This is a genomic window from Metabacillus rhizosphaerae (assembly GCF_037201795.1).
Lineage (GTDB): Bacteria > Bacillota > Bacilli > Bacillales > Bacillaceae > Metabacillus > Metabacillus rhizosphaerae.
The window spans coordinates 3,695,155-3,718,202 of the sequence record NZ_CP147403.1; the positions used below are offsets into that span (position 1 = coordinate 3,695,155).

Here is a 23,048-nt window from a genome sequence, read left to right on the forward strand (position 1 = left end):
GGTAAAAGTTGTTTCAATGATATGAAGGAAGCATATTTTTTTAATTAATTTGGATAAAAATAAGGGAGGAAAGAATTTATGAAAAAACAGAAATTTTATAAGCTGGCTACTGCAGTATTCATTTTACCTCTCATTTTAGGGAATTCCCCTATTGAGTTATTTGCTATTGAAAATTCTAGCACAACAAAAAATATGAACTCCACATTTTATAAAAAACAATCATTTGAATTGTTTAAAAATCCAGTGGTTGGAGAAGGGGCTGACCCTTGGGTTGTCAAACACACGGATGGTTACTATTATTACACACAGACAACTGGTAGCAATATTACGATTTGGAAATCTAAAAATCTATCAGATTTAGGTAATGCCGAGAAGAAGGTTGTATGGACACCTAGTCCAGATGCTCCAAATGGACACCATATGTGGGCACCTGAGATGCATTTTATCAATGGAAAATGGTACATCTATTATGCTGGATCTGATGGGGATATGGGCAAACAAAGAATGTATGTCCTTGAATCAGAAGGCTCCGATCCATTTGGACCATATCACCATCCAGAGGGAACTAAATTTGGAAAAATAACCGACCCTTCAGATAAATGGGCAATCGATGGAACAATTCTGGAATATAAAAATAAATTATATTTTGTCTGGTCAGGCTGGGAGGGAGACGTAAATGTCAGCCAACAATTATATATCGCCCCTTTAGAAAATCCTTGGACAATTAGCGGGGATCGAGTAGAAATTTCAAGACCAGAGCTAAATTGGGAATTGAATGGAACCCCTTACATCAATGAAGGCCCTCAAATTTTAAAAAATAAACAAGGGAAAGTATTTATCGTGTACTCAGCCAGTGGAAGTTGGACGGATGATTACTGCCTAGGGATGTTGACATTAACTGGATTGGATCCGATTAATCCTGATTCTTGGAAGAAGAACCCTACCCCAGTATTTGAAAAGAACCCAGCACTCGGTGTTTATGGACCTGGCCATAATAGCTTTGTCAAATCTCCTGATGGTAAAGAAGACTGGATTGTTTACCATGCAGCTAAGTTTAAAGGAGCAGGATGGAACCGGAATGTTCGTATGCAAAAATTCTCTTGGAATGAAGATGGAACACCTAACTTTAGAGTTCCAGTAGCTGCCGATACATTACAACGTGTACCTTCAGGAGAGTCAAAAGGAAGACTGATTCCTCAGCTACCAGGGGTTATTTATAAGTACGAGGCAGAACAAGCTACTATTAATAAAGCAAAGGTAGTACATAACCCAGCTGCCTCAGGTGGAGCAAAAGTAGGATACATTGATTATGAAGATAGTTTTATAGAGTTTCAAGTTCAAGTGCCGGCAGGCGATTATACAATGAAGGTAAGATATTCGAATGGAATGGGAGAACAAACAAGTCATAATGTCTCGATTAACGGACAAGCCCAGGAAGAATTAATCTATGACAGCTTTGGTTGGGATTCTTGGAAAGAAACAGAAATGGATTTATCGTTAAATCAAGAAGAAAACACGATTCGAATTGCAAAAGGGAAACTTTATACAGAAATTGATTCGATTGAATTAATTCCGAAAGAACAAACTGTCTATAAGTATGAAGCAGAGCATGCCAGATTGGAACAAGCGGATATTGTTAATGATTCCATTTTATCCAACAATCAGAAAGTAAGTAAATTTGACGATAAAGATAGCCAAGTTACGTTTCCAATACAGGTACCTACATCAGGGGTATATGAATTACAGGTGAAATATGCAAATGGTACAAATTCAACGAGTACTCATGCAGTATCTGCGAATGACAAGCTGATCGGTTCAATTGCATATAAAAATAATGGTTGGGATTACTGGGAATTCACTTCTGTAAAAGTGAATTTAAAAGCAGGAATTAATCGAATCACCTTTTCAAAGGGTGAAGGAATGGCTGATTTAGATTTTATAAGCCTTAAAAAGCTGGATTAGAGTACATGGACTAGAGAATGCATAGGAAAGAGCACATTACTAGTTATTAAGATCATAAGAATGAGAGACACAATTGAAGGTATGGAGGGATAGAGATGACAAAAAATCGACCAAATATTTTATTAATATTAGCAGATGATTTAGGATTTTCAGATTTAGGAAGTTTTGGCGGAGAGATTCTGACACCAAATCTAGATCAACTTGCAATGGATGGACTGCGTTTTACTCAATTTTACAATTCTGCTCGTTGTTGCCCTAGCCGTGCTTCACTTTTAAGTGGATTATATCCACATCAAGCTGGCGTAGGAGAAATGACAGAAGATCGTGAAACCCCAGGTTATCGAGGATTTTTGAAAGATCAGTGTGTTACTCTTGCCGAAGTCTTAAAAGAAGATGGTTACCATACGTATTTATCTGGTAAATGGCATGTTGGAAAACATGGACCAATTGAGCGAGGCTTTGATGATTTTTACGGTCTTTTAGGAGGCTTTACAAGCTTTTGGGATAAAAAAGAATATATACGTTTGCCTGAAGGTCGACCAGAACACAATTACGCAGAAGGAGAATTTTACGCAACAGATGCTATTACAGACCACGCATTGGATTTTATTGAAGATTCTCGTGAGGATGATCATCCATACTTTCTTTACCTTGCTTATAATGCTCCACATTTTCCGTTACAAGCACCAAAAGAGGAAATTGCTAAATATGAAAAGGTATATGAAAAAGGCTGGGATAAGATACGCGAAGAGCGTCTAGAGCGGATGAAGAACTTACAAATCATTGACGAAGATACACCATTAACACCAAGATCTGAATATTGGAATAGGGATAGAGATATTCATGGGCTTAATCCACCATGGGATTCCATTGATCCGGATCGTCAAAAGGATTTAGTGAAAAGAATGGCCATCTATGCTGCAATGGTCGATCGTATGGACCAAAACATTGGTCGAGTCCTTGATAATATTCGTGAAAATGGGGAACTTGATAATACATTGATTTTATTTTGCTCTGATAATGGTGCTTGTGCCGAATGGGATCCATGGGGATTTGATAACTGGATGACAACCTCTAATTTTTTACATCGAAAAGAGGATTTAGATAAAATGGGTGGCCCAGATACCTATCATAGTTACGGTTCAGGATGGGCGAATGCGTGTAGTACTCCACTTATGTTTTATAAACATTATGGTCATGAAGGAGGAATAAGTACGCCTTTAATCGCCCATTGGCCAGAGCAGGTGAAACGTAACGGAGAAATTGATCATCGACCAGGACACTTTATCGACTTTATGGCAACTATTGTTGATGTTACTGGTGCAACGTATCCTGAAAATTATAATGGCCATAACATTCTGCCGATGGAAGGTGAAAGCTTGAAACCCGCCTTTCTCGGGAAAAATACTCCACAAAGAACATTTTGCTTTGAACATGAACAGCATTGTGGAATTCGTCAAGGAAAATGGAAACTATCAAAAGTAAGAGAAAAAGATTGGGAACTTTACAATATTAATAATGATCGCACAGAAACGCATAACTTGAAAGATACATATCCAGTTCTTGTAGAAGAACTGAAGAGAACATGGGAAGAATGGGCAAAAAGAACCGGCGTTTACCCCCGAATCTTAACAAAAGTTGAAGTTAAAGATTGAATTGTATCATTTATTTAAGGGTGCATATAATAAAGCTGCACCCTTATATTTGGATGCGAGTATTTAATAGGGAGGTAATCAATATCAATATAAGTTTGATACCTCTTTTTGTCCTAATAATCACCTATTAACATTATAATCCTAATTTCAATAACCTCTATTTCACAACAATTCATAATAGTTTTACAAAATAGGTTGACACTCACCTTCCTTTGTGAGAAATTTAAATGAAATTTTACATAAATCGGGAGGAAATAATGACTATGGAAAATCGCACAAATATTATAGACTGCACCATTCGTGATGGAGGATTAGTAAACAATTGGGATTTCAGTATTGAATTTGTTCAAGATTTATATAATGGCCTAAGTGAGGCTGGTGTTGAATATATGGAGATAGGCTACAAAAATTCGGCAAAGTTGCTTAACGCGAAAGAGCCTAATCACTGGAGATTTCTTGACGATCAGTTCCTTAAGGAAAAAGTAATCACTGAGAAAAAGTTTACAAAACTGTCCGCTCTAGTAGATATTGGGCGTGTAGACCCAAATGATATTTTACCTCGTGAGCAAAGTGTGCTAGATATGATTCGAATCGCTTGTTACATTCGTGAAGTAGACAAAGGCTTAGAGCTTGTCCAAATGTTCCATGATTTAGGGTATGAGACTTCACTTAACATTATGGCTTTATCAAGTGTACCTGAACAACAGCTTATTGAAGCGTTTGAAATGGTGAAAGAAAGCCCTGTAGATGTTGTCTATATCGTTGACTCATTTGGAAGCCTATCTCCAACGGATATTGAGCATCAAGTGAAAAAGTTTAAAGCAATGCTACCTAATAAACAACTTGGTATTCATACGCATAACAACATGCAGCTGGCATTCGCAAATACTTTAACAGCGATGCGAAATGGAGTTACATTCCTTGATTCATCAGTTTATGGCATGGGTCGTGCGGCTGGAAACTGTCACACAGAGCTTCTCGTTACCTATATCCAAAAAGCAAGCTATGAAATGAAGCCAGTTCTTGGCGTTATTGAGAAGCATATGCTTGAGATGCGTCAAAAGTGGGAGTGGGGCTATATCATTCCATACATGATCTCTGGTGCATTAAATGAACACCCACGTGTTGCGATGGCATATCGTGATAGTGAAGATCGTGACAAATATGTAGATTTCTACGACAAGGTTACATCACCAGAAGCTTCACTTGCTCCAGTAACAAAATAAGATATTTTTGAAAAGTACCTTTTCTCTGTAAGGTACTTTTTTATTTTGTGTTCAATGTATTTCTTATTTACAGAATATTTATATAAACAAGAGTATAAGGGGAGAAAAAAGGAATCATCTTATATTGGTCCATCAGTATATTAAATTATTAATAATCTCTAATTTTCATAGAGGATATTAACATGGAAATAAAAAATTAATTACTTTTTATTATCATAAAAATTAGATAGATTTACCAAATGTGGTGTTGTTATAATAGTTAAATGAAGAGTAAAAAATAGGAGAAAAAACATGTCATTAGAACCTATTAGAAAGATAGAGGATAAGTTAGAAGAATTAAATACCGAGCTTTCTAGTTATTTGAGGGCATTAAATGTTGCTGACCGTTCCACAGACAAAGTATATACTCAGAGGCTAATAATAAAAAATATGATAAAGGAAGTATTTACGCTGCCTAATTTTAGGTCCGCTTTGACGTACAAGAAACTGGTAGGAGCTGTCATTACCTTTGGTGGAACCTATCTCTCTTTTAAAAACTTCTCTAATACCGAGACATTCATTATTGGTGGATTACTAGTTATTATGTTTGCTTCATTATTGCGTAACCACGTCATTAAGGAAATGATTACGATTGACGGAAAGTATTTTCACTTAGGTACTTATGAGCATTTTAAGAAAAAAGAATTTATCATGTTAAAACCGTTCATTCATGATGATTTCAAAAAGCTAAAAGATGAATTAAAAGAAGATGTGAAAAAGCTGAAAGATGAATCAAAGAATAAAGAAGATGAACTTAAAAAACAATTAGAAAAAATAACTATGGAAATTAAAGATGTCCGGTCAGAAGCTGTAATAGATAAAAAAGGTTTTGAAAAAGAAACACAGCAACTTAAAAATGAGCACTCACGATTAAACATCGAAATAGCCAAAGGTAATGATAACATTACAAATTTAATAACTCAGCTTCGAGCAACACAAGACGAACTTGAATTTGCAAAACAATCCAAAAATACACTTGAAGCCTTCCTTAATAAGCTGAAGGGCAATTTAAGTTTATTAGTTAATAACGATTTGACTTTATCTCATCTTGATTTTGGAGTTAAGTATGCTTTGTACTCTGTAAAAGATGATCATATCAAAAGAGAAGTGGTTCCACCAGGTGTGAATCAATCAGAACTTCCTCCAACCATTCAAAGAAGTGAACAAGACAATATTTTTATTATGGCTATAGATAAACCTCCCTCTGCTTTTATACATGATGAAGGAAGCGGCATAGTGTCTTGGTCTGTAATATTAGAAAACCAAGAAAGATGGGTATTGAGCCTAATAATGGATAAATCACAGCAAAATGATTGGAATCCGACAAATGAGCATGGTAAAATTAACATAAAAGTAGCACAAGACCTTCTATGGATTTGTTGTGAACTATATACTAAATTTATGAGAAAAACAGAAGTAGGAGGAGGGAGATAACATGGGTAATAAAAAGGTAGTTGTATATGAAATAAAAAGCAACTCTCGTTCTCTTCATGATGATTTGATAAAAAATATTAAAAAGAAAAATGATGATGTTATTAACCAGGCAATTAGTTATGTTCAGTCCAATCAAATTGCTCATACTGCTGATAGCAAGTTCTGGTCAAATAAGCATAAATAATAGTACTAAGAGGTTTTCTCTTAGTTCTTTTTTGTTTCTTTTAAGTATTTTTCAGCTTCCTTTATAACCGATTCGTTTTTACCTCTTGTCTTCTTTATTACGTCATCATGAACTTCGCTGGCACTTCTAAAATCTTCAATTATCTTTAGCTTCTTCATTTCTTTTATACTCCTTCCTAAGTTAAAACTATATTTAGTACATATGAAAGATTAGCTGATTATATGATAAAATCGACAGACTTTATCTAATGGTTACCCTAACCTATAATAATTTACTCTCGTTATTTATATTAGCTAAAAAGATAAAGTCTACACTTCCAGATTTTTTATCCATTCAGTTTAATAACCGAAGGAGAATAAGACTCTGTTTTGTTAACCTTAAGCATACAGATTAATGCAAGGAGCATACTTCCTGCAGCAGCAAAAAATAATAGTCCAAAGCCAAAAAAATCAACTAAAAGCCCTAAAATTGGTGGTGAAATGATCGCTGCTAATGAAGAAACCAAATAATATAAACCAGTTCGAGTACCATAACTAAGCTCACTCCCAGTTGAAACAATAAAAGGGTACGCATTGATATTTATAAATGCCCAAAATATTCCCCCAAAAAATAGAATTGATCGTAGGAAAAAAACTGATTCTACCCAATTTAATAGTAAAAAAATGAAAACCAGGCCTAAAATCCCGGTCACAATCATATTTTTTTTACCGTATTTTGCACCTAATAGTCCACTTGGGATTGCGAATACTACAAAGCTTAACGAAAAGAAGGCCAATGAAAATGCCGAAGAGCTTTTTGATAAGCCAAGCTCATTTACTCCATACAAAGTAAATAATGCCTCCATGCCTTGAATTGCAATAAACCAAAAAAAGATAGCAGCTAACAGGAAAACAGTCTGTGAAGTTAATTCATTTCTATAGCTTATTTTAGGTGCTGAAGTATTAGCATGAGGAATGGTGTCACGGTTTTCTTTAATGTTTATAAAAATAACCCATAAAGACACTAAAAAAAGAAATGAAACCGCCAAAAATGGTAAAAATTCTTCAATGCTAAATAAAACAGAACCGACACTTAAAGCTAATATCGCACCACAGCCACCCATAAAATTAATAATTCCGTTCGCTTTTGTACGATTAGTTTCTGGGGTAATATCAGGCATTAGAGCAATTGTTGGAGATCGGAAAAGAGCCATAGATAAATTCATACATATCATAAACATGACTAATGTTATCAAGTTAAAGTGAAATGGAATAAGCGCAAAAAATAAAGCAGCAATTGGAATACCAAAAAGCAAATAAGGCATACGTCGACCAAAGCGGGTATTGGTTCGATCACTTCGATTTCCGATATATGGCTGCAAAAACAAGGCGAAATAATTATCAATCGTCATCAGGAATCCAATTAATGCCGTGCTTGTAAGATAATCGTTAAGAAAGAATGGAACAAATCCATTGTACAAGGCCCATCCAAGACTAATGCTAAAAAACCCAAATCCTAATAGCCATGTTTTTTTCATCGCTGTTCTCCTTTAAATTCAATTACTTCCTTGAAACGGTTGGTTCAAGTACTGTTAATCTATTATCTGTCGTATTGAGATTAACAGTAGCACCTATAGGAATAGCAGCTTTATAAAAGCCATGCCCGGTAGCAAGGTTGATCATCAGTGGTTTTCCTAAGGGAACTAGCAAATCATTAATCAAATCGTTATATGTTTTACCATAAGATACAAGGCAATTTGTACATTCCCCCATAATAATTCCAAGACAATCTTTAAATTTACCTGACATCATTAATTGAGTAAGATACCTGAAAATCATATTACTAGGTGAATGGGTCTCCTCTAAAAAAAGGATTTTTCCTTGTGTATTCAGTTCATATGGTGTACCGAGAGTATTGACTAACGAAGTCAAATTCCCACCTACAATTGGACCAGTTACATTTCCTGGTACTAAACTCACTGGAGGCATATTCGGTGGATTTTGAATCGTTCTAGGTGATGTCAAAGTAGAAGTTGCTGCAAAGAATTGATTGAAATTATAAGCAGGTGTTTCTACTCTAAAATCAATTAGCATAAGACTGTGGAAAGTAATGATATTACTAGATTGATACAAGCTATTTAACAGTACGGTTATATCACTATAACCAGATATTATTTTAGGATTCGCTCTTATAACTTCAAAATCGAGGTAAGGAAGAATGGTCTGAACCCCCGTCCCTCCTCTAGTGGATAAAATCACTTTGACGCTCGGATTTCTGAACATATTCATGACATCTTCGGCTCTTTGTTGAGCTGGTGCAGCTGTGATGCCCTCATAAGAATAAACATGCCTGCCATAAACGATATTGAACCCTAAATCTCTCAAATATTGGACTCGGGCATTGATAATACTTGCATCAAGAGGACTACCGAGTGTTACCAATCCAATCGTATCTCCTCTTTGTAACATTGGGGGGCTTATAGCCATAATTTCCTCTCCCTATATTTGCAACAATTTATGTTTATGATAATTCAAGGTATTAAAAGGGAATCTGAAATATGTCATATTCAAAATAACTACTTGCGTTCGTTCATTTTATTTAAAACCGATTAATACTTTTTGACAATTCTATTGGTCTTTTTCATACTGCGCTTTTTTATGAATGAACGTAACGAGAACATTTGTTCTTTTTACGAATATCTCACTTCATCTAACAATATGATGAACTATCATCTGTGAAATGAGGGGATAAGGGTGACGAATGAAACTGTAATCACAAGAGAAATGCTTGCTCATTACCTTGAACTCAATCATAAGAAAAAAGAAGTGGAAACAGAACTTGAGGAATTGAAGAAAGTTTTTAATAATTATTTTGATATGTCGGTGGGCAAAAATGCTAAAGGTGAAATGGTCCTGAGGGATTACAAAATACAGAGACAAATAAGAGATACAGTAAAATTTAAACAAGAACAAACCGTACAAAGATTGGAAGAATTAAATCTGCTCGAACTTATTCAAAAAAAACCAGATGAGGGAAAAATAAAATCGGCCATCCAATTAGGATTACTACATGAAGAGGATCTTGAAGGTTGCAAGACAGTAAATTCTTCGCAAGCCATTTATGTAAAATACTTACCGACCAGGTAAACATTGAAGGAATTAAAACGATATATAATGAAAAACCTTTGACAATTCTACCCAGTAAAAATATACTGAAAATGTAAGTCAATACTAGGAAAGGAACGGTACTATAAACATGTGGCTTTAATCTTATTTAAAAGGGATAACACTCATATGAATCTAAAAATGAGAACCTGGAGAATAGGATTAGTCTGTCCATATAAGCTTTCATCAAGTGCCGTTTACGATATGAGCAAGCACAAATTCTGTTTTTGTGTCTGTTTGCATATAAATGTTGAGCGTTTGCATTTTATTTAAAGCGGGATTAGAAGCTATCCTCTCCAGGATTTTTGGAGAGGTTTTTTTATTTTTAAACCTCTCTGTGAAAATACACAAAAAAGAGGTGCGCGACATGACCACAGTTATACAAGGTAAGGGACTACAAAAAAGTTTTGGTGAACGTGAAATACTAAAAGATGTAAGCTTTGACATACGACAAGGGGAAAAAATCGGCCTCGTCGGCTGGAATGGCGCTGGAAAAACGACACTCGTTAAGATCCTTTTGAACAAGATTGAACCTGATAAAGGTTCTGTCACAATGTGGCCACCCGATCTAAGCCTTGGCTATTTGCCTCAATCAACAGACTATTCTTTGTCGATTGATTTTGAACTGAGCGAATATGGAGAAAAACTGATGGAAACAAGCAAGTTGCTTGGTTTGCAAATAGAGAGATGGGACGAAGAAGACCTAGCCCATTTAAGTGGAGGAGAACGGCTTAAATTATATTTAGCGAAAATATGGGCAAATGCTCCTGAGTTCTTAATCTTAGATGAACCGACAAACCACCTGGATATGCAAGGGGTAAACTGGCTGATTGAAGAAGTAAATGACTATGCAGGTGCTTCGATCATCATTTCACATGACCGCTATTTTTAAGACGAAACGGTGACAAAGGTATTTGAACTTGAAGAAGGCAGGCTAAAGGTTTATGAGGGAAATTATACCGCCTACCGAGACGAAAAACATCGTCAGTATGAACAGAAAAAACGTGACTATGAAAAACAACAACGTAAAGTTGGAATGATCGAAAAGCAGATCAGCACCTTTAAAAACTGGTCTGAAAAAGCCCATCGTCAAGCAGGAAAGGGCGGTTCAAATGCTGAAAATCGTCAGATGGGATTACGAGAATTTGAACGAGCGAAGGCAAAGAAAAAGGATAATCAGATAAAATCCAAGCTTAAACGCTTAAATCTTGAATTATCAAAACATGAAGTGACAAAGCCAAAGAAAGAGAAATCTGTTTCCTTTCACTTTGAATCTATTCATAAACGGGGAAATAGAATTCTTGACGCAAAAGGAATCATGAAACAATTTGGTGATCGCGTGCTTTTTGAAAAAAGCCACTTTTATGTAAAGCATGGAGAAAGGATTGGATTGCTTGGATCAAATGGAGCAGGCAAAACGACGTTTATCAAAATGCTGCTTAATGAAGAAACACTTACGAAAGGTTCGCTTTGGATTAGTGAGTCAACAAAAATTGCCTATCTATCACAGGATGTAAGTGACCTTCCTGGAGAAAAAACACCATTAGAATACCTTGATCTAGAGGATCGTCAGCAAGAAACGAATGCCAGGACCATTTTTGCCAATATGGGTATTCAAAATGAAATCCTTCAAAAACCAATCTCTCAATTAAGTCTTGGTGAACGGACACGAATCAAGCTGATCCATATGATTCTTAAAGAATATGACGTGTTAATTTTAGATGAGCCTACTAACCATTTGGATTTGCCAAGTAGAGAAGAGCTAGAAAGAACACTCAGCAGCTATACTGGCACACTTATAATCGTCTCACATGACAGATACTTGATTGAAAAGCTGTGTACCAAATTACTCATAATTGAAAAAAGCAAAATTCAGCAGATTGAGATGGGTTTGAAGGAATACGAGGAAAGAAGAATGAATAAGGAAAAACAAGAGGATCAAAATGTACTGGAAGAAATCGCAATTATAGAAACGAAAATCACAGAGCTCCTAGGAAAGATCAGTTATTTGACCGCGGGAACAGTGGAATATGACCAAATTGACAAAGAACTGTTGATTTATATGGAGAAAAAGCGAAAGTTGTAAAGCTAAGGGACGTATTCGATGCTTACTACCATCAATTAGTAAAAGGGAATATGTTTCACTCACATACTATTCTAAACATATTCCCTTTTTACAATGATTGCTTCCTTAACTAAAATCCATTTTTCTTGTTCCTAAAATAACATCACCAATTTTAGCAATAGAATCCTTTAACTCAATATCATCTTTATGTTTGATCGCATATTCTAGTCCAGTCAGCTCCCGCAGACCCCGATGTCTTTTTACTCGATCATCTATTGTATGATCCTCAGGAAATGCGCTCGAGTATTCACTTAAGACAAGAGAATAAAAATCCTCCCCTAAATAGTGGTGTGGAACTAAGTCAATTGCAGGATCACCAATTTTCATGTCGCTAAAGTCGATAATACCAGTAATCGACGTTTGCTTTTTATTCATAAGGATATTTTCATACCATAAATCTCCATGACAAAGCACTGGTTTGTAGGAATAAAAAGCTTTGTCCTTCAATGTTTCCTCCCACCAAACATCCATTAATGACATTTCCTTTGTAGTTAAATGATTTTTTAGTGCTTCATTTGTGTATGAACGCAACTTAGCAATATGATTTCGATTGTTTATCTCTTGAGGACAAGACTCCTTAAAATGATTCACAGGAATCTGATGGATAAGTGCTATAAATGCGCCAAGTTGTTTGGCAATCGTTATTTTATTTTCGGCCAAAAGTAACTTTGGATTAAGTGTCAGTCCAGCCAACTTTTCATACATAATTATGCCAAATGGAACATTTTTTTGATCAAAATGACACCACGTAGGTTTAGGTATTTTTATAGGAGAAAGTGTTGCTTGGATTTGAGGGAGTATCTTGTATTCTTTTTTGTATTGTTTTGCAGTATCTAAATTCTTAGCGATTCTAATAATCATACCATTCTGATCTTCTAAGACCAGGCTCCCAAATCCATCCCCAATGAATTGTACATCCTTTTTATTTAGCTTTAATAGCTGAAGTGATTTTTCTAATAAACTGTTCATGAGCTCCTCCAAAACGGTTAGCTGTAGTTACATATTTATTCGTCAATATCTTATTTTCTATTTAAAACAAGCTAAATCCTTTTTCTTTCTACTCAATTAACGATATTATACGTTTTTCAAACTAGTCTTAATTATTTGATTTTTACAAATAACATGAGAAAATGAATAAGTAAAAACCAAAGGAGGATTGAAGAGAAATGATCAAAAGCTTAAAAGATAGTACGATCTTACATAATGGGGTAAAAATGCCTTGGTTCGGATTAGGTGTTGGAAAGTAGAAGAAGGACATGAAGTGAAAGAGGCTGTTAAAGCAGCGATTAAAGCTGGTTATAGAAGTATTGATACTGCAGCTGGCTACGGGAATGAAGAAGGGGTAGGTAAAGCCATAAAGGAATCAGGTATTCCACGTGAAGAGCTTTTTATTACGACAAAAGTAAAGAATGGCGATCAAGGATATGAAACAACACTAGAAGCCTTTGAAACTAGTATGAAAAAACTAGATTTAGAGTATTTGGATTTATATTTGGTTCATTGGCCAGTAAAAGGGAAATATAAAGAAACGTGGAAAGCCATTGAAAAATTATATCATGATGGACGAATTCGTGCGATTGGAGTCAGTAACTTTCAAATTCATCATTTAGAGAATCTAATGGCAGAGGCAGAAATCAAGCCAATGGTGAATCAAGTTGAATACCATCCACGTTTATCACAGCTTGAGCTTCGTGAATTTTGTAGAAAAAATGATATCCAATTAGAAGCATGGTCACCTCTTATGCAGGGTGAACTATTACAACATCCAATTCTTGAAGAAATTGGTAATAAGTACAACAAAACTACTGCCCAAGTCATTTTACGGTGGGATTTACAAAATGAAGTTGTGACCATCCCGAAATCAGTGAAAGAACACCGGATAATTGAAAACGCAAACATATTTGATTTTGAATTATCTCAAGACGATTTAGAGAAAATCAAATCGCTAAATCAAGATCGACGCATTGGACCAGACCCTGATAACTTTAATTTTTAATGATTTGCGCGACATGTAATTCTAATCATGACCAGTAAACAACACACCAACCCTACTCCAATTTTATCTCAAATAATGTATGTATCATAAAAAGGACGAGGATAATAACTGGAGTAAGGGAGGGATTTATGAATGAAGAACCAAGGTATTCCAGATCATAAAATGAATTTTACTGGTAAAGTAAGTCAAGCTCTTGATGAAACATCTAAAACGAAACAGAATGCTTCAAATAAAGGAGCAGTTCAAAAGCAAAGCAATCAAAAAGATGTATAGTTAGGTGACCATAGGTGTCCGCGCAACAGTACTTTAAGAATTTATCCTCCTGAATCAAGGAGGAATTTTTTGTATAGAATGAGCCATTTTCCTTTAATGCAGACCTTAGTCAAGATATTAAATTTCAATTTTTTTATATTCCAACAACAAATGAAAGAAACATCATTATCATTAGTAGAATAAAAAGCACTAAGGGAAAACCATTCAAAATTAATCCCAACAGAGCAAAACCTTTCCGTTCCTTTTTAATCAGTGCTAGTATCCCTAATATAGTACCAAATAAGGCAGAAAACATTGAAATATCACCAAAGTAAGTATGAATATCCATTAAAGGCTCCCATGGAATAATTAATCCTAAAATCAACATAGAAAATGGTGATAAAACTATTGCGATGATTGACATCATTGGTTTTTTACTTATCATTTTATTATCAATCCTTAAATAAAGACTATACTTTATTTTGAAATAGGGCTTACGTTATTATACATCTTATAATTAGCTCTAAACTAACCTTTTCAAAATACAAATAAAGTATAAACATCATAAATACTGCTATGAAGAGAATGTTAACTAAAAAAGCAGATTTCTTTTAAAGATTTGGATGTTATTGTTGGTGTCTTTTTAATCTATGTCCCCAATACATAAGACGAATGTAGATTGATATTCCTTATTAAAAGTGAGCTTTTTAATAGCCAGAAAAAAGTTGACCCTGTAGTGCACCCCACAGTTTATCATATAGGTGGGAGGGAAAGGATGTACAAGATTAGTGAATTTGCTGAGATGACTGGATTAAGTAAAGAAACATTGCGTTATTATGCTGAGGTGAAATTGCTCGAACCTGCTTACATAGATCCAGATAATAACTATCGATATTACGATGATGGAAGCTATTTTTTGGCGATTCTTTTAGTAAAGCTGAGAAGGTTTGGCTTTACGATACAGGAAATGATTTCTGTCATGAATGATGAGTCATTTGCAAATTTAGAGGCTTTGTTGCTACAAAAGAGAAAGAAAATAAAGATGCAAATTGAAGACCTTACTCTTAAAGTTGAAGAGATTGATGATTTTCTTGCATCTGGGATGGAGGAAGACTAGTGATTCATTGGAAAGAAGAAATCGTGATAGAAAAAAATATTGAAAAGGTGTGGAGTTTATTTCTTGATAAAAACATCAAGAAAATCATGCCTAAAGTGGAGGAGCACATATTAATTGAAAAAAGGGAAAACGAAGTAGGGGCAAAGCATCAGCAGAAATACCGTGAAGGAAAAAGGGTAGAGACTTACATTGTGGATACCTTAGCGTACGAGGATCTTGAAGATAAAAAGCTGAAGAAAATTAGCTTTATTTTAGGAAAGGCCTTCGAGATTACATTAAGCTTTACACTACTTAAAATTGATGAGACTCACACAAAACTTATTTATGAGGGGCAAAACAAAGGGGTCAACTTTGTAGGAAGAGCTATGTTAAAGCTGGGCAGTGAGAAAAGCAATAATATTGTAGTGAAAGAGTTTTTGCAAAAGGTTGATCAGGAAGCACATCTGGTGTAAAGTCATGTGCGTCGCATAATTACTTATGATTAAACTAGTGAGGACAATCAATCATCTATTAACTACTAGAAAGAGAGTGGATCTAATGTTATGAACAACCTTACGAAATTTAATATCCTTAAGCCAGCTAATGTAGTATTTGAAGCCTTTGTAGACCCTACTAAAATCGGGAATTTTTGGTTCTCATCAAGTTCAGAAAGATGGGAATCAGGCAAGACGATTATATTGAAATATGATATTTATCAAGCAGTAGCGCAAATTAATGTGATGGAAGTTGAGCAAAATAAAAAAATCGTATTCAAGTGGGGCGAAGCAGAGGAAGAGCACGTTGTTACAATTTCGCTAAAAGAGACGAATTCAGGTACAATTATTGAAATTATCGAAGAAGGCTTTCAAGAAAATGACCCTGAATTAATCAATAAAATGATAGACAATAAAGAAGGTTGGGTGTTTATGCTGACTTGTTTAAAGGCATATCTAGAATTTGGTGTTAATAATTTGAGAGCAGGATTAGCTAAATAACGATTATTTCTAGAAGAGTCCTATTCATCTTTATCTCGTATTTTAACCTTCGTGACACCTTATAAATTTAAATTGAATAATAGGATTCATTTTATCCTCATTAGCTTTATTTTGGACCAGTCTCGGTAAATATAAAAGGATCGAGACTGGTATTTTATAGTCTTCACCGCGAATAAGTACATCAAACCCAACAACTCCAACGTATCCTTTTTTCGCAACTTTCTTCATTACCTCATTCAGTTTCCACAATCTCAGCGATCTTGTCATCTATATCAACGGTGATCCAGCTACCTCGGAAGCAGCAATCATTATAAACAATTTGTGCTGCTGATTTACTTAGAAAATTGACTTCTCCCTGCTTGTTAACGACATAATGAACTGAAATATTTTCATCATACTGAAATGCTTCTTCAACGATAATTTCTTTTAAACTAGTAATATATTCATAGATTTGCTAAGTGATTGAGTTTTTTGTACAAATTTTTATAACTTATTATTTTATTTACTAGAGTTTAGGGTGAATATATCATTCGAAATCAAAAGAAACCGATTGTGCAAAAGGATTTGAATACTTGAGGAATGTTATTAAAAATTCAAATTGGGGTAATAAGAAGAAACCCCTTCTTCAATCAAACAGCAAGCTTGATAAAGAGGGGAAGGGTTATTTACTATTTATTGATCTTTTGTATCAGTCATATTATTTAAACTGTTAGCATCAGGATACGGTTCTCCATACCCCTCAACTTTACCAGCATGCTCTCTGTGATATTCAGACCCTTGATTATTACTTTGTGCCTTACTTTTACTCTGCTTATTATCATTGGTTTGATTTGACAATTATTTCACCTCCTAAACACATATTAGAATGCTTTGTTTTTGTAAAATTATTCAATTGATATAAAAAGATGGAAAATAATAATTGTGCAATTGGAAATCGTGTGAGATTCTTTAAATAGAGCATCGTAACCCTGATCGACAAAAGTAAGTAAATGGATAAAATCATTATTACATACTAAAGAAGTTGGTTGTAATGTTGAGCCTTTCGTTTTATTACTAGTTAGAAAAGGAGGAGTATATAAAACTTACCAATTATAGCTCGCTGTTAAACTTATATAAAGTAGTATTTATCATTACTGTACATATTATTAAAGAATCAATTCGTAATAGACAACAATGCAGACTAACTAACCATACGGTGCTTGGATTGAATAATGAATTGACTATAATGGGACAATATCGGAGAAAGAAATTCCACTTAAAGTACAACAAATGATTTACTTTTATCTTTAAAGGTAAGTGTTTTTCAATATTTTTAGGAGGGTATCATGGAACTAACTTTATTATTAGAGTATGGCTGGGTTTTAATTATCCTGATTCTTTTAGAAGGCTTATTATCTGCTGATAATGCTTTAGTTTTAGCTATAATGGCAAAGCATTTACCTGAAGAACAGCAGAAAAAAGCAATTAATATAGGTTTGTTATTAGCCTTTATCTTTAGAATTGGTGCTATTTTTATCATTTCGTACCTTTTCCACGTTTGGCAAGTTCAAGCAATTGGGGCAGCTTATTTAATTTTCATCTCTTTAAGACATTTACTCAAGAAGCATAACGATGAAAAAGAGAAAAAAGGCAAAAGCTATGGTATGACTGTGGCGCAAATTGCTTTAGCAGATATCGCATTTGCTGTTGACTCTATTTTAGCAGCAGTAGCTCTAGTTGTTGATTTACCTAATACGCCTATGGGTGATATTGGTGGTATGGATGGTGCTAAGTTTATTGTTATTATTATAGGTGCAATTGCAGGTTTAATTGTTATTCGCTTTGCAGCAGGAGTCTTTGTTAAGTTATTAACTAAGCGTCCTAGTCTCGAAAAAGCGGCAATGCTATTAGTAGGTTGGGTTGGGGTTAAGTTATTAATGCATACTCTAGCACACCCTTCAGTGCACATTGTTTCACATGATTTTGTTGAAGGAGTTATATGGAAGTCAATCTTTTGGTCGGTTATGCTTCTGATCGCTATAGGTGGTTGGTTTTTATCTAAGGAGAAAACAGAAGAAACGATGGAAGGAAAATAAATTTAAAAACCTTTTTTAAATTGGGCAGTATTCAAAGGATTGCTGAAAAGGTTTCCTCAACGAAAGCAAGCGTTGAGGAAATGTATTTTCGGCAATCTAATTAGTCCTTTTTACCAACAATCCCATAAAAGAAAATATTCGTAATATCCTCCGTCATCGGTAATATGCTCTGATAGACCTCTTCTCTTTGGATATAATCACTCATCATCTTTACATAAAATAATATTGCTTCATTTGATAAATTTGGATCAACAAACCCCTGTTCCTTTCCTTCATTTAATAGGTGAGTAAAGAGAGGTATGACCTTTTGGGCATATAAACTTTCGATATAATTACCTTCCTGTGCATATTCCTTCATCAAATGCTGATAAAGCTCTTCATGAATTTGTTTGGCTGTTTCTTTTTTCGAAAAAATAAACTGTTTTATCTTTTCTGGAAAAGGTATGTCAGCAATAACAATTTTTTCAAAATGAGTGTATGATTTTTCAATATAATAAATGAACACATCATGAATTAACTGATGCTTACTTTCAAAATAATTATAGATTGTTACTTGCGAGACATTTGCTTTTTTCGCTATTTCTGAAATCGAAACCTTTTGAATTCCATACTCCATAAATAACGTTAATGCCGCCTCTAGGATATTCCGTTTCTTTTGTTCTCTACGCCTTTGGAAGCCGTCCATTTCGTTCACCTCATTTTTAGTTTAATGAAATTTATGTAATAAAACAAATGAAATAGTTCATAAAATATTGTCAACAAGATATTTTTTATATATTATGAACTATATAAGTTTAAATATTTCATAACTTATTGAATTGTAAATGAAATGGTAACGGAATAGCAATGAGGATACTTTGGGGAGGATCTGACATGTCGATACTGAAAACAACGAATGTGACGAAAAAATTTGGAAAGTTCACTGCATTAAACGGAGTAAATATGGAAGTGAATCGTGGGGAAGTCTATGGTTTTATTGGTCCGAATGGGGCGGGAAAGTCAACAACGATTCGAATTTTATTAGGAATTTTGCAAGCATCAGAAGGAGAAGCAACGATTTTTGGCAAGGACGCTTGGAAGGATGCGGTTGACATACATAAGCGGATTGCTTATGTACCTGGAGATGTGAATCTATGGCCGAACTTAACGGGTGGGGAAGTGATTGACCTATTTATGACATTGCGTGGGACGACGAACAAAAGCCGCCGCGAGGAATTGATTGAAAAATTCAATCTAGATCCCTCCAAAAAGTGTCGAACCTATTCGAAGGGTAATCGTCAAAAGGTTGCCTTGATTGCTGCCTTTTCTTCTGATGCCGACCTGTATATTTTAGATGAGCCAACATCAGGTCTAGATCCCTTAATGGAAAAAGTATTTCAAGATTGTGTCATGGATGCAAAATCAGCCGGGAAAAGTGTACTGCTTTCCAGCCATATTTTATCAGAGGTTGAGAGATTATGTGATACGGTTGGAATCATTCGCCAGGGGAAAATCATTGAAACAGGTACATTACAGGAGCTTCGTCACTTAACAAGAACAAATCTACTTGTTGATACGAAGCGACCGATTACCTCTTTAGGTGATCTAAAAGGGGTTCACGATATTGAAAAAGTCGATCACGGACTTTCCTTTCAAGTAGATTCAAATGAGCTTGACGCGGTTATTCAGTATATTAGTCAGTTTGGCTTAGTAAAACTTGAGAGCTCACCACCTACTTTGGAAGATTTATTTATGCGCCATTACCAAGGTACAGGTTCAATTTCCAATATAGGTGGAGGTGCATCTTAATGTGGAAACAACTATACAGTCAAACCGGAAGAATGGTCTGGTTCATTCTTCGACGCGATCGATTACGGATCCCGATTTGGTTGCTTGCTTTATCATTCCTTACGATCATTACTGCCTCAGCATTTACAGATTTATATAAATCTGCACAAGAAAGACAGGCGATTGCTGAGACGATGAGAAATCCTGCGATGACAGCAATGCTTGGGCCAGGTTATGGCCTTGATGACTATACGGCTGGACCAATGATGGCCCATCAAATGCTGCTTTTTACAGCAATAGTTGTAGCGATTATGAGCATTCTGCTTGTTGCTCGTCACACAAGGGCAGATGAAGAGGAGGGGAGAATTGAACTAATTCGATCACTTCCAGTCGGAAAACTATCTAATGCAAGTGCTACAGTACTTGTTTTGTTTTGCATAAATGTTCTTTTAGCTTTATTCATTGGTTTTGGCTTATATAGCCTGCAAATTGAAAGCATGGATTTAGAAGGCTCACTGCTTTATGGGTCCGCTTTAGGAGCAACAGGGATTTTCTTCACTGCCGTCACTCTTTTGTTTGCCCAACTATCAGAAAATGCTCGTGGTACAATAGGCCTGTCATTTACTGTACTAATGGCGGCTTATCTCCTAAGAGCAATAGGGGATGTAAGTAACGAAATCCTGTCTTGGTTTTCGCCACTTGGGTGGATTTTAGGGACCGAAGTATATGTGAATAACCAGTGGTGGCCAATTATTTTAACAGTTGGAGCTTCGTTTGTTCTAGTATGTGTTGCCCTCTATTTAAATACGATCCGAGATTTAGATTCAGGCTTTTTGCCAGCAAAGCCAGGCCGAAAACATGCATCACGTTTTTTGCAAAGTCCGTTTGGTCTTGCTTTTAGACTTCAAAGAACTGGGATCATTTCTTGGGCCATCGGGATGTATGTATTAGGAGCATCCTATGGATCAGTTTTTGGTGATTTAGAATCATTTTTTTCTAATAATGAAATGCTGACGAATTTATTAACACCTGAAAATGGGTTAACTTTAACTGAACAATTTTTATCGATGCTAATGTCCGTCATTTCGATGATCTGTACGATACCTGCGTTAATGTTTATATTAAAGCTAAAAGCGGAGGAGAAAAAGAGCCGGACCGAACATTTACTTTCTCGTGCGGTATCACGTTCAAAAGTAATTGGGAGCTATCTTTTCCTTTCGATGGTCTTTGGGTTAGTCATGTTATTTCTTGCGTTAGTTGGCTTGTGGTCAGCTGCAGCCTCTGTGATGGAAGAACCGATTTCCTTTAATATCATGTTTGAAGCAGCAATGATTTATTTACCAGCTATGTGGTTCATGATTGGTTTGGCCGTTCTGCTTATTGGATTATTCCCACAATTCACAGGGTTTATCTGGCTGTATTTAGGATATTCATTCCTTGTGGTTTACTTAGGCAGATTGCTACAATTTCCTGACTGGATGGGAAATCTATCACCATTTGGCCAAATCCCTCAACTTCCAGTAGAAGAGATGAACGTATTAAAGGTGACCATATTAACCTGTATTGCCATCGTCTTAATGATTATTGGGTTTATTGGATATAGAAAACGTGATATTACTGGGTAAATGCTTAATGGTAAAAGCCTTTCGTTTCAAATAATTTCTTTGAATGAGGGGCTATTTCTCTTTAATCGGAAAGAAGCAGGGTGGGAAATGAGTCGAAAAAAATCAAATTGGGTTCAGAAATTGATAATTTTTCAAGCAGGAAACGATTGTCTCTTGTTTGAATAGTAAAGAGATACATATTAAAGTGGTTAAGTTTATATGTAACAATTTAACTTCATAATGTCAAAAGCATACTCAATGAGGGTGGGAAGATTTTAGGAGGCTATCTTAATTTATAGGAGATGGATATATTATGAAACAAAATAAATATGATGATTTGAATTTCTTTTCAGAGTATGAAAAAATGCCACGTTCAGTTAACGGACTTGAAGGTGCAGGAGAATGGCACATATTAAAAGCACTTATTCCTGAACTGCGAAATAAAAGTGTACTTGATTTGGGATGTGGCTTCGGTTGGCACTGCCGATATGCACGTGAGCAACATGCAAGATCTGTAATTGGGATAGATATCTCTGAAAAAATGCTTCAAAAGGCACGCGAAAAAACTGATGACCCTTTAATTTCTTATATTAAAATGCCAATTGAGGATATTAATTTTTCTGATTCTCAATTTGATGTAGTTATCAGTTCATTGGCTTTTCACTATATTAAGTCTTTTAAAACAATCTCCCAAAAGGTATATGATTGTTTAATGCCTGGAGGTTCTTTTATTTTTTCAGTAGAACATCCAATTTTCACTTCACGAAATGAACAAGATTGGTATTATGATAACAAAGGGAACCGTCTGCACTGGGCTGTAGATAATTATCAATCAGAAGGAATTCGTGAAACAACATTCCTAACTGAGAACGTTATTAAATATCATCGAACGTTCTCAACTTATATAAATGACTTAATTGAAGCTGGTTTTAGCATCAGTGCAGTTAAGGAACCAATTCCTTCAGAAGAGATGGTAAACAGTGTTCCTGGAATGAAAGACGAACTCCGAAGACCTATGTTTTTAATTATCTCAGCAGTAAAGTAAACATTCATTATTATTTATACGTCCCTGCAAAAATGGTGAAGTTTTTTTGTTGTATAAAATTATGCAAGGAATTTAAAGAGAAAAAGAATCTAACAAACTACTGCATATATGTTGTTAGATTCTTTTGTATTTTTGTGATTATAAGAAATTCGATATTAATTTTAGAAGGCTTACTTTCTGTAGTCTCTAAAAAATTCGGTGTTTTTAAAATTAAGATATGACAAAGTCAATTTTCAGAATTTTTCAAATTGGCAACAATGCAATATTCCGTTAAAGGGGCAGGTTTGTACATCGTCGAGAAACAGACAGCTTACAACAATCATCTTGCTAATCGTTGTGTCGTCATTTCGGTGCCTGGTTTGGTCTTAGAATTGGAACCAACTCAAACAAATGTCGAGATACTTTATTGCCACGTAATGAAACCGATTTGAAATTCAAAAAAGGCTGTAA

The 23,048-nt window shown here is 35.1% G+C and carries 25 protein-coding genes and 1 pseudogene; 18 read left to right on the top strand and 8 right to left on the bottom strand.

Going from position 1 to position 23,048, the window contains the following annotated elements:
* Nucleotides 1–78 precede the first annotated feature (78 nt).
* From WCV66_RS18085 to WCV66_RS18105, 5 genes are all read left to right on the top strand, one after another.
* Complete coding sequence (locus WCV66_RS18085) at nucleotides 79–1,962, top strand: family 43 glycosylhydrolase (RefSeq protein ID WP_338786393.1); 1,884 nt, start codon at nucleotides 79–81, stop codon at nucleotides 1,960–1,962.
* Nucleotides 1,963–2,057: 95 nt separating this feature from the next.
* Entirely contained in the window at nucleotides 2,058–3,617 is a 1,560-nt protein-coding gene (locus WCV66_RS18090; protein WP_338786394.1) for an arylsulfatase, read from the top strand.
* 263 nt (nucleotides 3,618–3,880) lie between these two features.
* Nucleotides 3,881–4,843, top strand: a complete 963-nt coding sequence (locus WCV66_RS18095) for an aldolase catalytic domain-containing protein (protein WP_338789489.1) — start codon at nucleotides 3,881–3,883, stop codon at nucleotides 4,841–4,843.
* A 291-nt stretch (nucleotides 4,844–5,134) separates the two neighbouring features.
* Nucleotides 5,135–6,316, top strand: a complete 1,182-nt coding sequence (locus WCV66_RS18100; RefSeq protein WP_338786395.1) for a hypothetical protein — start codon at nucleotides 5,135–5,137, stop codon at nucleotides 6,314–6,316.
* A gap of 1 nt (nucleotide 6,317) precedes the next feature.
* Entirely contained in the window at nucleotides 6,318–6,500 is a 183-nt protein-coding gene (locus tag WCV66_RS18105) for a hypothetical protein (RefSeq protein ID WP_338786396.1), read from the top strand.
* Nucleotides 6,501–6,520: 20 nt separating this feature from the next.
* Here the strand turns inward: WCV66_RS18105 and WCV66_RS18110 are convergent, their stop codons facing one another.
* The 3 genes from WCV66_RS18110 to WCV66_RS18120 all read right to left on the bottom strand — a co-directional run bounded on the left by WCV66_RS18110 (nucleotide 6,521) and on the right by WCV66_RS18120 (nucleotide 8,965).
* A complete protein-coding gene (locus tag WCV66_RS18110) occupies nucleotides 6,521–6,658 on the bottom strand; it encodes a hypothetical protein (RefSeq protein ID WP_338786397.1) in 138 nt (45 codons plus the stop codon).
* A gap of 167 nt (nucleotides 6,659–6,825) precedes the next feature.
* Complete coding sequence (locus WCV66_RS18115) at nucleotides 6,826–8,016, bottom strand: SLC45 family MFS transporter (RefSeq protein ID WP_338786398.1); 1,191 nt, start codon at nucleotides 8,014–8,016, stop codon at nucleotides 6,826–6,828.
* Between the two features lie 22 nt (nucleotides 8,017–8,038).
* Complete coding sequence (locus tag WCV66_RS18120) at nucleotides 8,039–8,965, bottom strand: S66 peptidase family protein (RefSeq protein WP_066340887.1); 927 nt, start codon at nucleotides 8,963–8,965, stop codon at nucleotides 8,039–8,041.
* A 267-nt stretch (nucleotides 8,966–9,232) separates the two neighbouring features.
* Between WCV66_RS18120 and WCV66_RS18125 the strand changes: the two genes are divergently transcribed.
* From WCV66_RS18125 to WCV66_RS18135, 3 genes are all read left to right on the top strand, one after another.
* Nucleotides 9,233–9,625 (top strand): hypothetical protein, encoded by a 393-nt coding sequence (locus WCV66_RS18125; RefSeq protein WP_338786399.1) that lies wholly within the window; start codon nucleotides 9,233–9,235, stop codon nucleotides 9,623–9,625.
* A 385-nt stretch (nucleotides 9,626–10,010) separates the two neighbouring features.
* A complete protein-coding gene (locus WCV66_RS18130; protein ID WP_338786400.1) occupies nucleotides 10,011–10,535 on the top strand; it encodes an ATP-binding cassette domain-containing protein in 525 nt (174 codons plus the stop codon).
* Between the two features lie 9 nt (nucleotides 10,536–10,544).
* On the top strand, nucleotides 10,545–11,729 hold the full coding sequence (locus WCV66_RS18135) for an ATP-binding cassette domain-containing protein (protein ID WP_338786401.1): 1,185 nt from the start codon (nucleotides 10,545–10,547) through the stop codon (nucleotides 11,727–11,729).
* A gap of 105 nt (nucleotides 11,730–11,834) precedes the next feature.
* On the opposite strand, the gene WCV66_RS18140 is transcribed toward WCV66_RS18135, so the two are convergent.
* Nucleotides 11,835–12,737, bottom strand: coding sequence for a phosphotransferase family protein (locus WCV66_RS18140; protein ID WP_338786402.1), 903 nt, complete (start codon nucleotides 12,735–12,737; stop codon nucleotides 11,835–11,837).
* 197 nt (nucleotides 12,738–12,934) lie between these two features.
* Between WCV66_RS18140 and WCV66_RS18145 the strand changes: the two are divergent.
* Nucleotides 12,935–13,764 (top strand): annotated as a pseudogene (locus WCV66_RS18145) (aldo/keto reductase).
* A 132-nt stretch (nucleotides 13,765–13,896) separates the two neighbouring features.
* Nucleotides 13,897–14,037: a hypothetical protein gene (locus WCV66_RS18150; RefSeq protein WP_157094545.1), complete on the top strand. Its 141-nt coding sequence runs from the start codon at nucleotides 13,897–13,899 to the stop codon at nucleotides 14,035–14,037.
* Between the two features lie 133 nt (nucleotides 14,038–14,170).
* Here the strand turns inward: WCV66_RS18150 and WCV66_RS18155 are convergent, their stop codons facing one another.
* A complete protein-coding gene (locus WCV66_RS18155) occupies nucleotides 14,171–14,461 on the bottom strand; it encodes a hypothetical protein (protein ID WP_185653224.1) in 291 nt (96 codons plus the stop codon).
* A 330-nt stretch (nucleotides 14,462–14,791) separates the two neighbouring features.
* Between WCV66_RS18155 and WCV66_RS18160 the strand changes: the two genes are divergently transcribed.
* From WCV66_RS18160 to WCV66_RS18170, 3 genes are all read left to right on the top strand, one after another.
* Entirely contained in the window at nucleotides 14,792–15,133 is a 342-nt protein-coding gene (locus tag WCV66_RS18160; RefSeq protein WP_338786403.1) for a MerR family transcriptional regulator, read from the top strand.
* On the top strand, nucleotides 15,133–15,585 hold the full coding sequence (locus WCV66_RS18165) for an SRPBCC family protein (RefSeq protein ID WP_338786404.1): 453 nt from the start codon (nucleotides 15,133–15,135) through the stop codon (nucleotides 15,583–15,585). The genes WCV66_RS18160 and WCV66_RS18165 overlap by 1 nt, the downstream gene beginning before the upstream one ends.
* A 90-nt stretch (nucleotides 15,586–15,675) precedes the next feature.
* Nucleotides 15,676–16,107: an SRPBCC family protein gene (locus WCV66_RS18170; protein WP_338786405.1), complete on the top strand. Its 432-nt coding sequence runs from the start codon at nucleotides 15,676–15,678 to the stop codon at nucleotides 16,105–16,107.
* 42 nt (nucleotides 16,108–16,149) lie between these two features.
* Here the strand turns inward: WCV66_RS18170 and WCV66_RS18175 are convergent, their stop codons facing one another.
* Both WCV66_RS18175 and WCV66_RS18180 read right to left on the bottom strand, forming a co-directional pair.
* Nucleotides 16,150–16,335: a hypothetical protein gene (locus WCV66_RS18175; protein ID WP_338786406.1), complete on the bottom strand. Its 186-nt coding sequence runs from the start codon at nucleotides 16,333–16,335 to the stop codon at nucleotides 16,150–16,152.
* Nucleotides 16,336–16,779: 444 nt separating this feature from the next.
* Complete coding sequence (locus WCV66_RS18180) at nucleotides 16,780–16,944, bottom strand: hypothetical protein (protein ID WP_157094542.1); 165 nt, start codon at nucleotides 16,942–16,944, stop codon at nucleotides 16,780–16,782.
* Between the two features lie 488 nt (nucleotides 16,945–17,432).
* Between WCV66_RS18180 and WCV66_RS18185 the strand changes: the two genes are divergently transcribed.
* Nucleotides 17,433–18,182, top strand: a complete 750-nt coding sequence (locus WCV66_RS18185) for a TerC family protein (RefSeq protein ID WP_338786407.1) — start codon at nucleotides 17,433–17,435, stop codon at nucleotides 18,180–18,182.
* 100 nt (nucleotides 18,183–18,282) lie between these two features.
* Here the strand turns inward: WCV66_RS18185 and WCV66_RS18190 are convergent, their stop codons facing one another.
* A complete protein-coding gene (locus tag WCV66_RS18190; RefSeq protein WP_338786408.1) occupies nucleotides 18,283–18,867 on the bottom strand; it encodes a TetR/AcrR family transcriptional regulator in 585 nt (194 codons plus the stop codon).
* 188 nt (nucleotides 18,868–19,055) lie between these two features.
* Here WCV66_RS18190 and WCV66_RS18195 point away from each other — a divergent pair, with 188 nt between their 5' ends.
* From WCV66_RS18195 to WCV66_RS26885, 4 genes are all read left to right on the top strand, one after another.
* Nucleotides 19,056–19,970, top strand: a complete 915-nt coding sequence (locus tag WCV66_RS18195; protein WP_338786409.1) for an ABC transporter ATP-binding protein — start codon at nucleotides 19,056–19,058, stop codon at nucleotides 19,968–19,970.
* Nucleotides 19,970–21,574, top strand: coding sequence for an ABC transporter permease (locus WCV66_RS18200; protein WP_338786410.1), 1,605 nt, complete (start codon nucleotides 19,970–19,972; stop codon nucleotides 21,572–21,574). Before WCV66_RS18195 ends, WCV66_RS18200 begins: the two co-directional genes overlap by 1 nt.
* Nucleotides 21,575–21,866: 292 nt before the next feature.
* Nucleotides 21,867–22,598 carry a class I SAM-dependent methyltransferase gene (locus tag WCV66_RS18205; RefSeq protein WP_185653217.1) on the top strand — a complete coding sequence of 244 codons (732 nt, stop codon included), beginning with the start codon at nucleotides 21,867–21,869 and terminating at the stop codon, nucleotides 22,596–22,598.
* 248 nt (nucleotides 22,599–22,846) lie between these two features.
* Nucleotides 22,847–23,029, top strand: a complete 183-nt coding sequence (locus WCV66_RS26885) for a hypothetical protein (protein ID WP_413789595.1) — start codon at nucleotides 22,847–22,849, stop codon at nucleotides 23,027–23,029.
* Nucleotides 23,030–23,048 lie beyond the last annotated feature (19 nt).

Excerpts from the sequence above, each read along its gene's own strand:
- WCV66_RS18085 (WP_338786393.1), top strand. The coding sequence starts at position 79 with ATGAAAAAACAGAAATTTTATAAGCTGGCTACTGCAGTATTCATTTTA.
- WCV66_RS18090 (WP_338786394.1), top strand. The coding sequence starts at position 2,058 with ATGACAAAAAATCGACCAAATATTTTATTAATATTAGCAGATGATTTA.
- WCV66_RS18095 (WP_338789489.1), top strand. The coding sequence starts at position 3,881 with ATGGAAAATCGCACAAATATTATAGACTGCACCATTCGTGATGGAGGA.
- WCV66_RS18100 (WP_338786395.1), top strand. The coding sequence starts at position 5,135 with ATGTCATTAGAACCTATTAGAAAGATAGAGGATAAGTTAGAAGAATTA.
- WCV66_RS18105 (WP_338786396.1), top strand. The coding sequence starts at position 6,318 with ATGGGTAATAAAAAGGTAGTTGTATATGAAATAAAAAGCAACTCTCGT.
- WCV66_RS18110 (WP_338786397.1), bottom strand. The coding sequence starts at position 6,658 with ATGAAGAAGCTAAAGATAATTGAAGATTTTAGAAGTGCCAGCGAAGTT.
- WCV66_RS18115 (WP_338786398.1), bottom strand. The coding sequence starts at position 8,016 with ATGAAAAAAACATGGCTATTAGGATTTGGGTTTTTTAGCATTAGTCTT.
- WCV66_RS18120 (WP_066340887.1), bottom strand. The coding sequence starts at position 8,965 with ATGGCTATAAGCCCCCCAATGTTACAAAGAGGAGATACGATTGGATTG.
- WCV66_RS18130 (WP_338786400.1), top strand. The coding sequence starts at position 10,011 with ATGACCACAGTTATACAAGGTAAGGGACTACAAAAAAGTTTTGGTGAA.
- WCV66_RS18140 (WP_338786402.1), bottom strand. The coding sequence starts at position 12,737 with ATGAACAGTTTATTAGAAAAATCACTTCAGCTATTAAAGCTAAATAAA.
- WCV66_RS18150 (WP_157094545.1), top strand. The coding sequence starts at position 13,897 with ATGAAGAACCAAGGTATTCCAGATCATAAAATGAATTTTACTGGTAAA.
- WCV66_RS18155 (WP_185653224.1), bottom strand. The coding sequence starts at position 14,461 with ATGATAAGTAAAAAACCAATGATGTCAATCATCGCAATAGTTTTATCA.
- WCV66_RS18160 (WP_338786403.1), top strand. The coding sequence starts at position 14,792 with ATGTACAAGATTAGTGAATTTGCTGAGATGACTGGATTAAGTAAAGAA.
- WCV66_RS18170 (WP_338786405.1), top strand. The coding sequence starts at position 15,676 with ATGAACAACCTTACGAAATTTAATATCCTTAAGCCAGCTAATGTAGTA.
- WCV66_RS18175 (WP_338786406.1), bottom strand. The coding sequence starts at position 16,335 with ATGAAGAAAGTTGCGAAAAAAGGATACGTTGGAGTTGTTGGGTTTGAT.
- WCV66_RS18185 (WP_338786407.1), top strand. The coding sequence starts at position 17,433 with ATGGAACTAACTTTATTATTAGAGTATGGCTGGGTTTTAATTATCCTG.
- WCV66_RS18190 (WP_338786408.1), bottom strand. The coding sequence starts at position 18,867 with ATGGACGGCTTCCAAAGGCGTAGAGAACAAAAGAAACGGAATATCCTA.
- WCV66_RS18195 (WP_338786409.1), top strand. The coding sequence starts at position 19,056 with ATGTCGATACTGAAAACAACGAATGTGACGAAAAAATTTGGAAAGTTC.
- WCV66_RS18200 (WP_338786410.1), top strand. The coding sequence starts at position 19,970 with ATGTGGAAACAACTATACAGTCAAACCGGAAGAATGGTCTGGTTCATT.
- WCV66_RS18205 (WP_185653217.1), top strand. The coding sequence starts at position 21,867 with ATGAAACAAAATAAATATGATGATTTGAATTTCTTTTCAGAGTATGAA.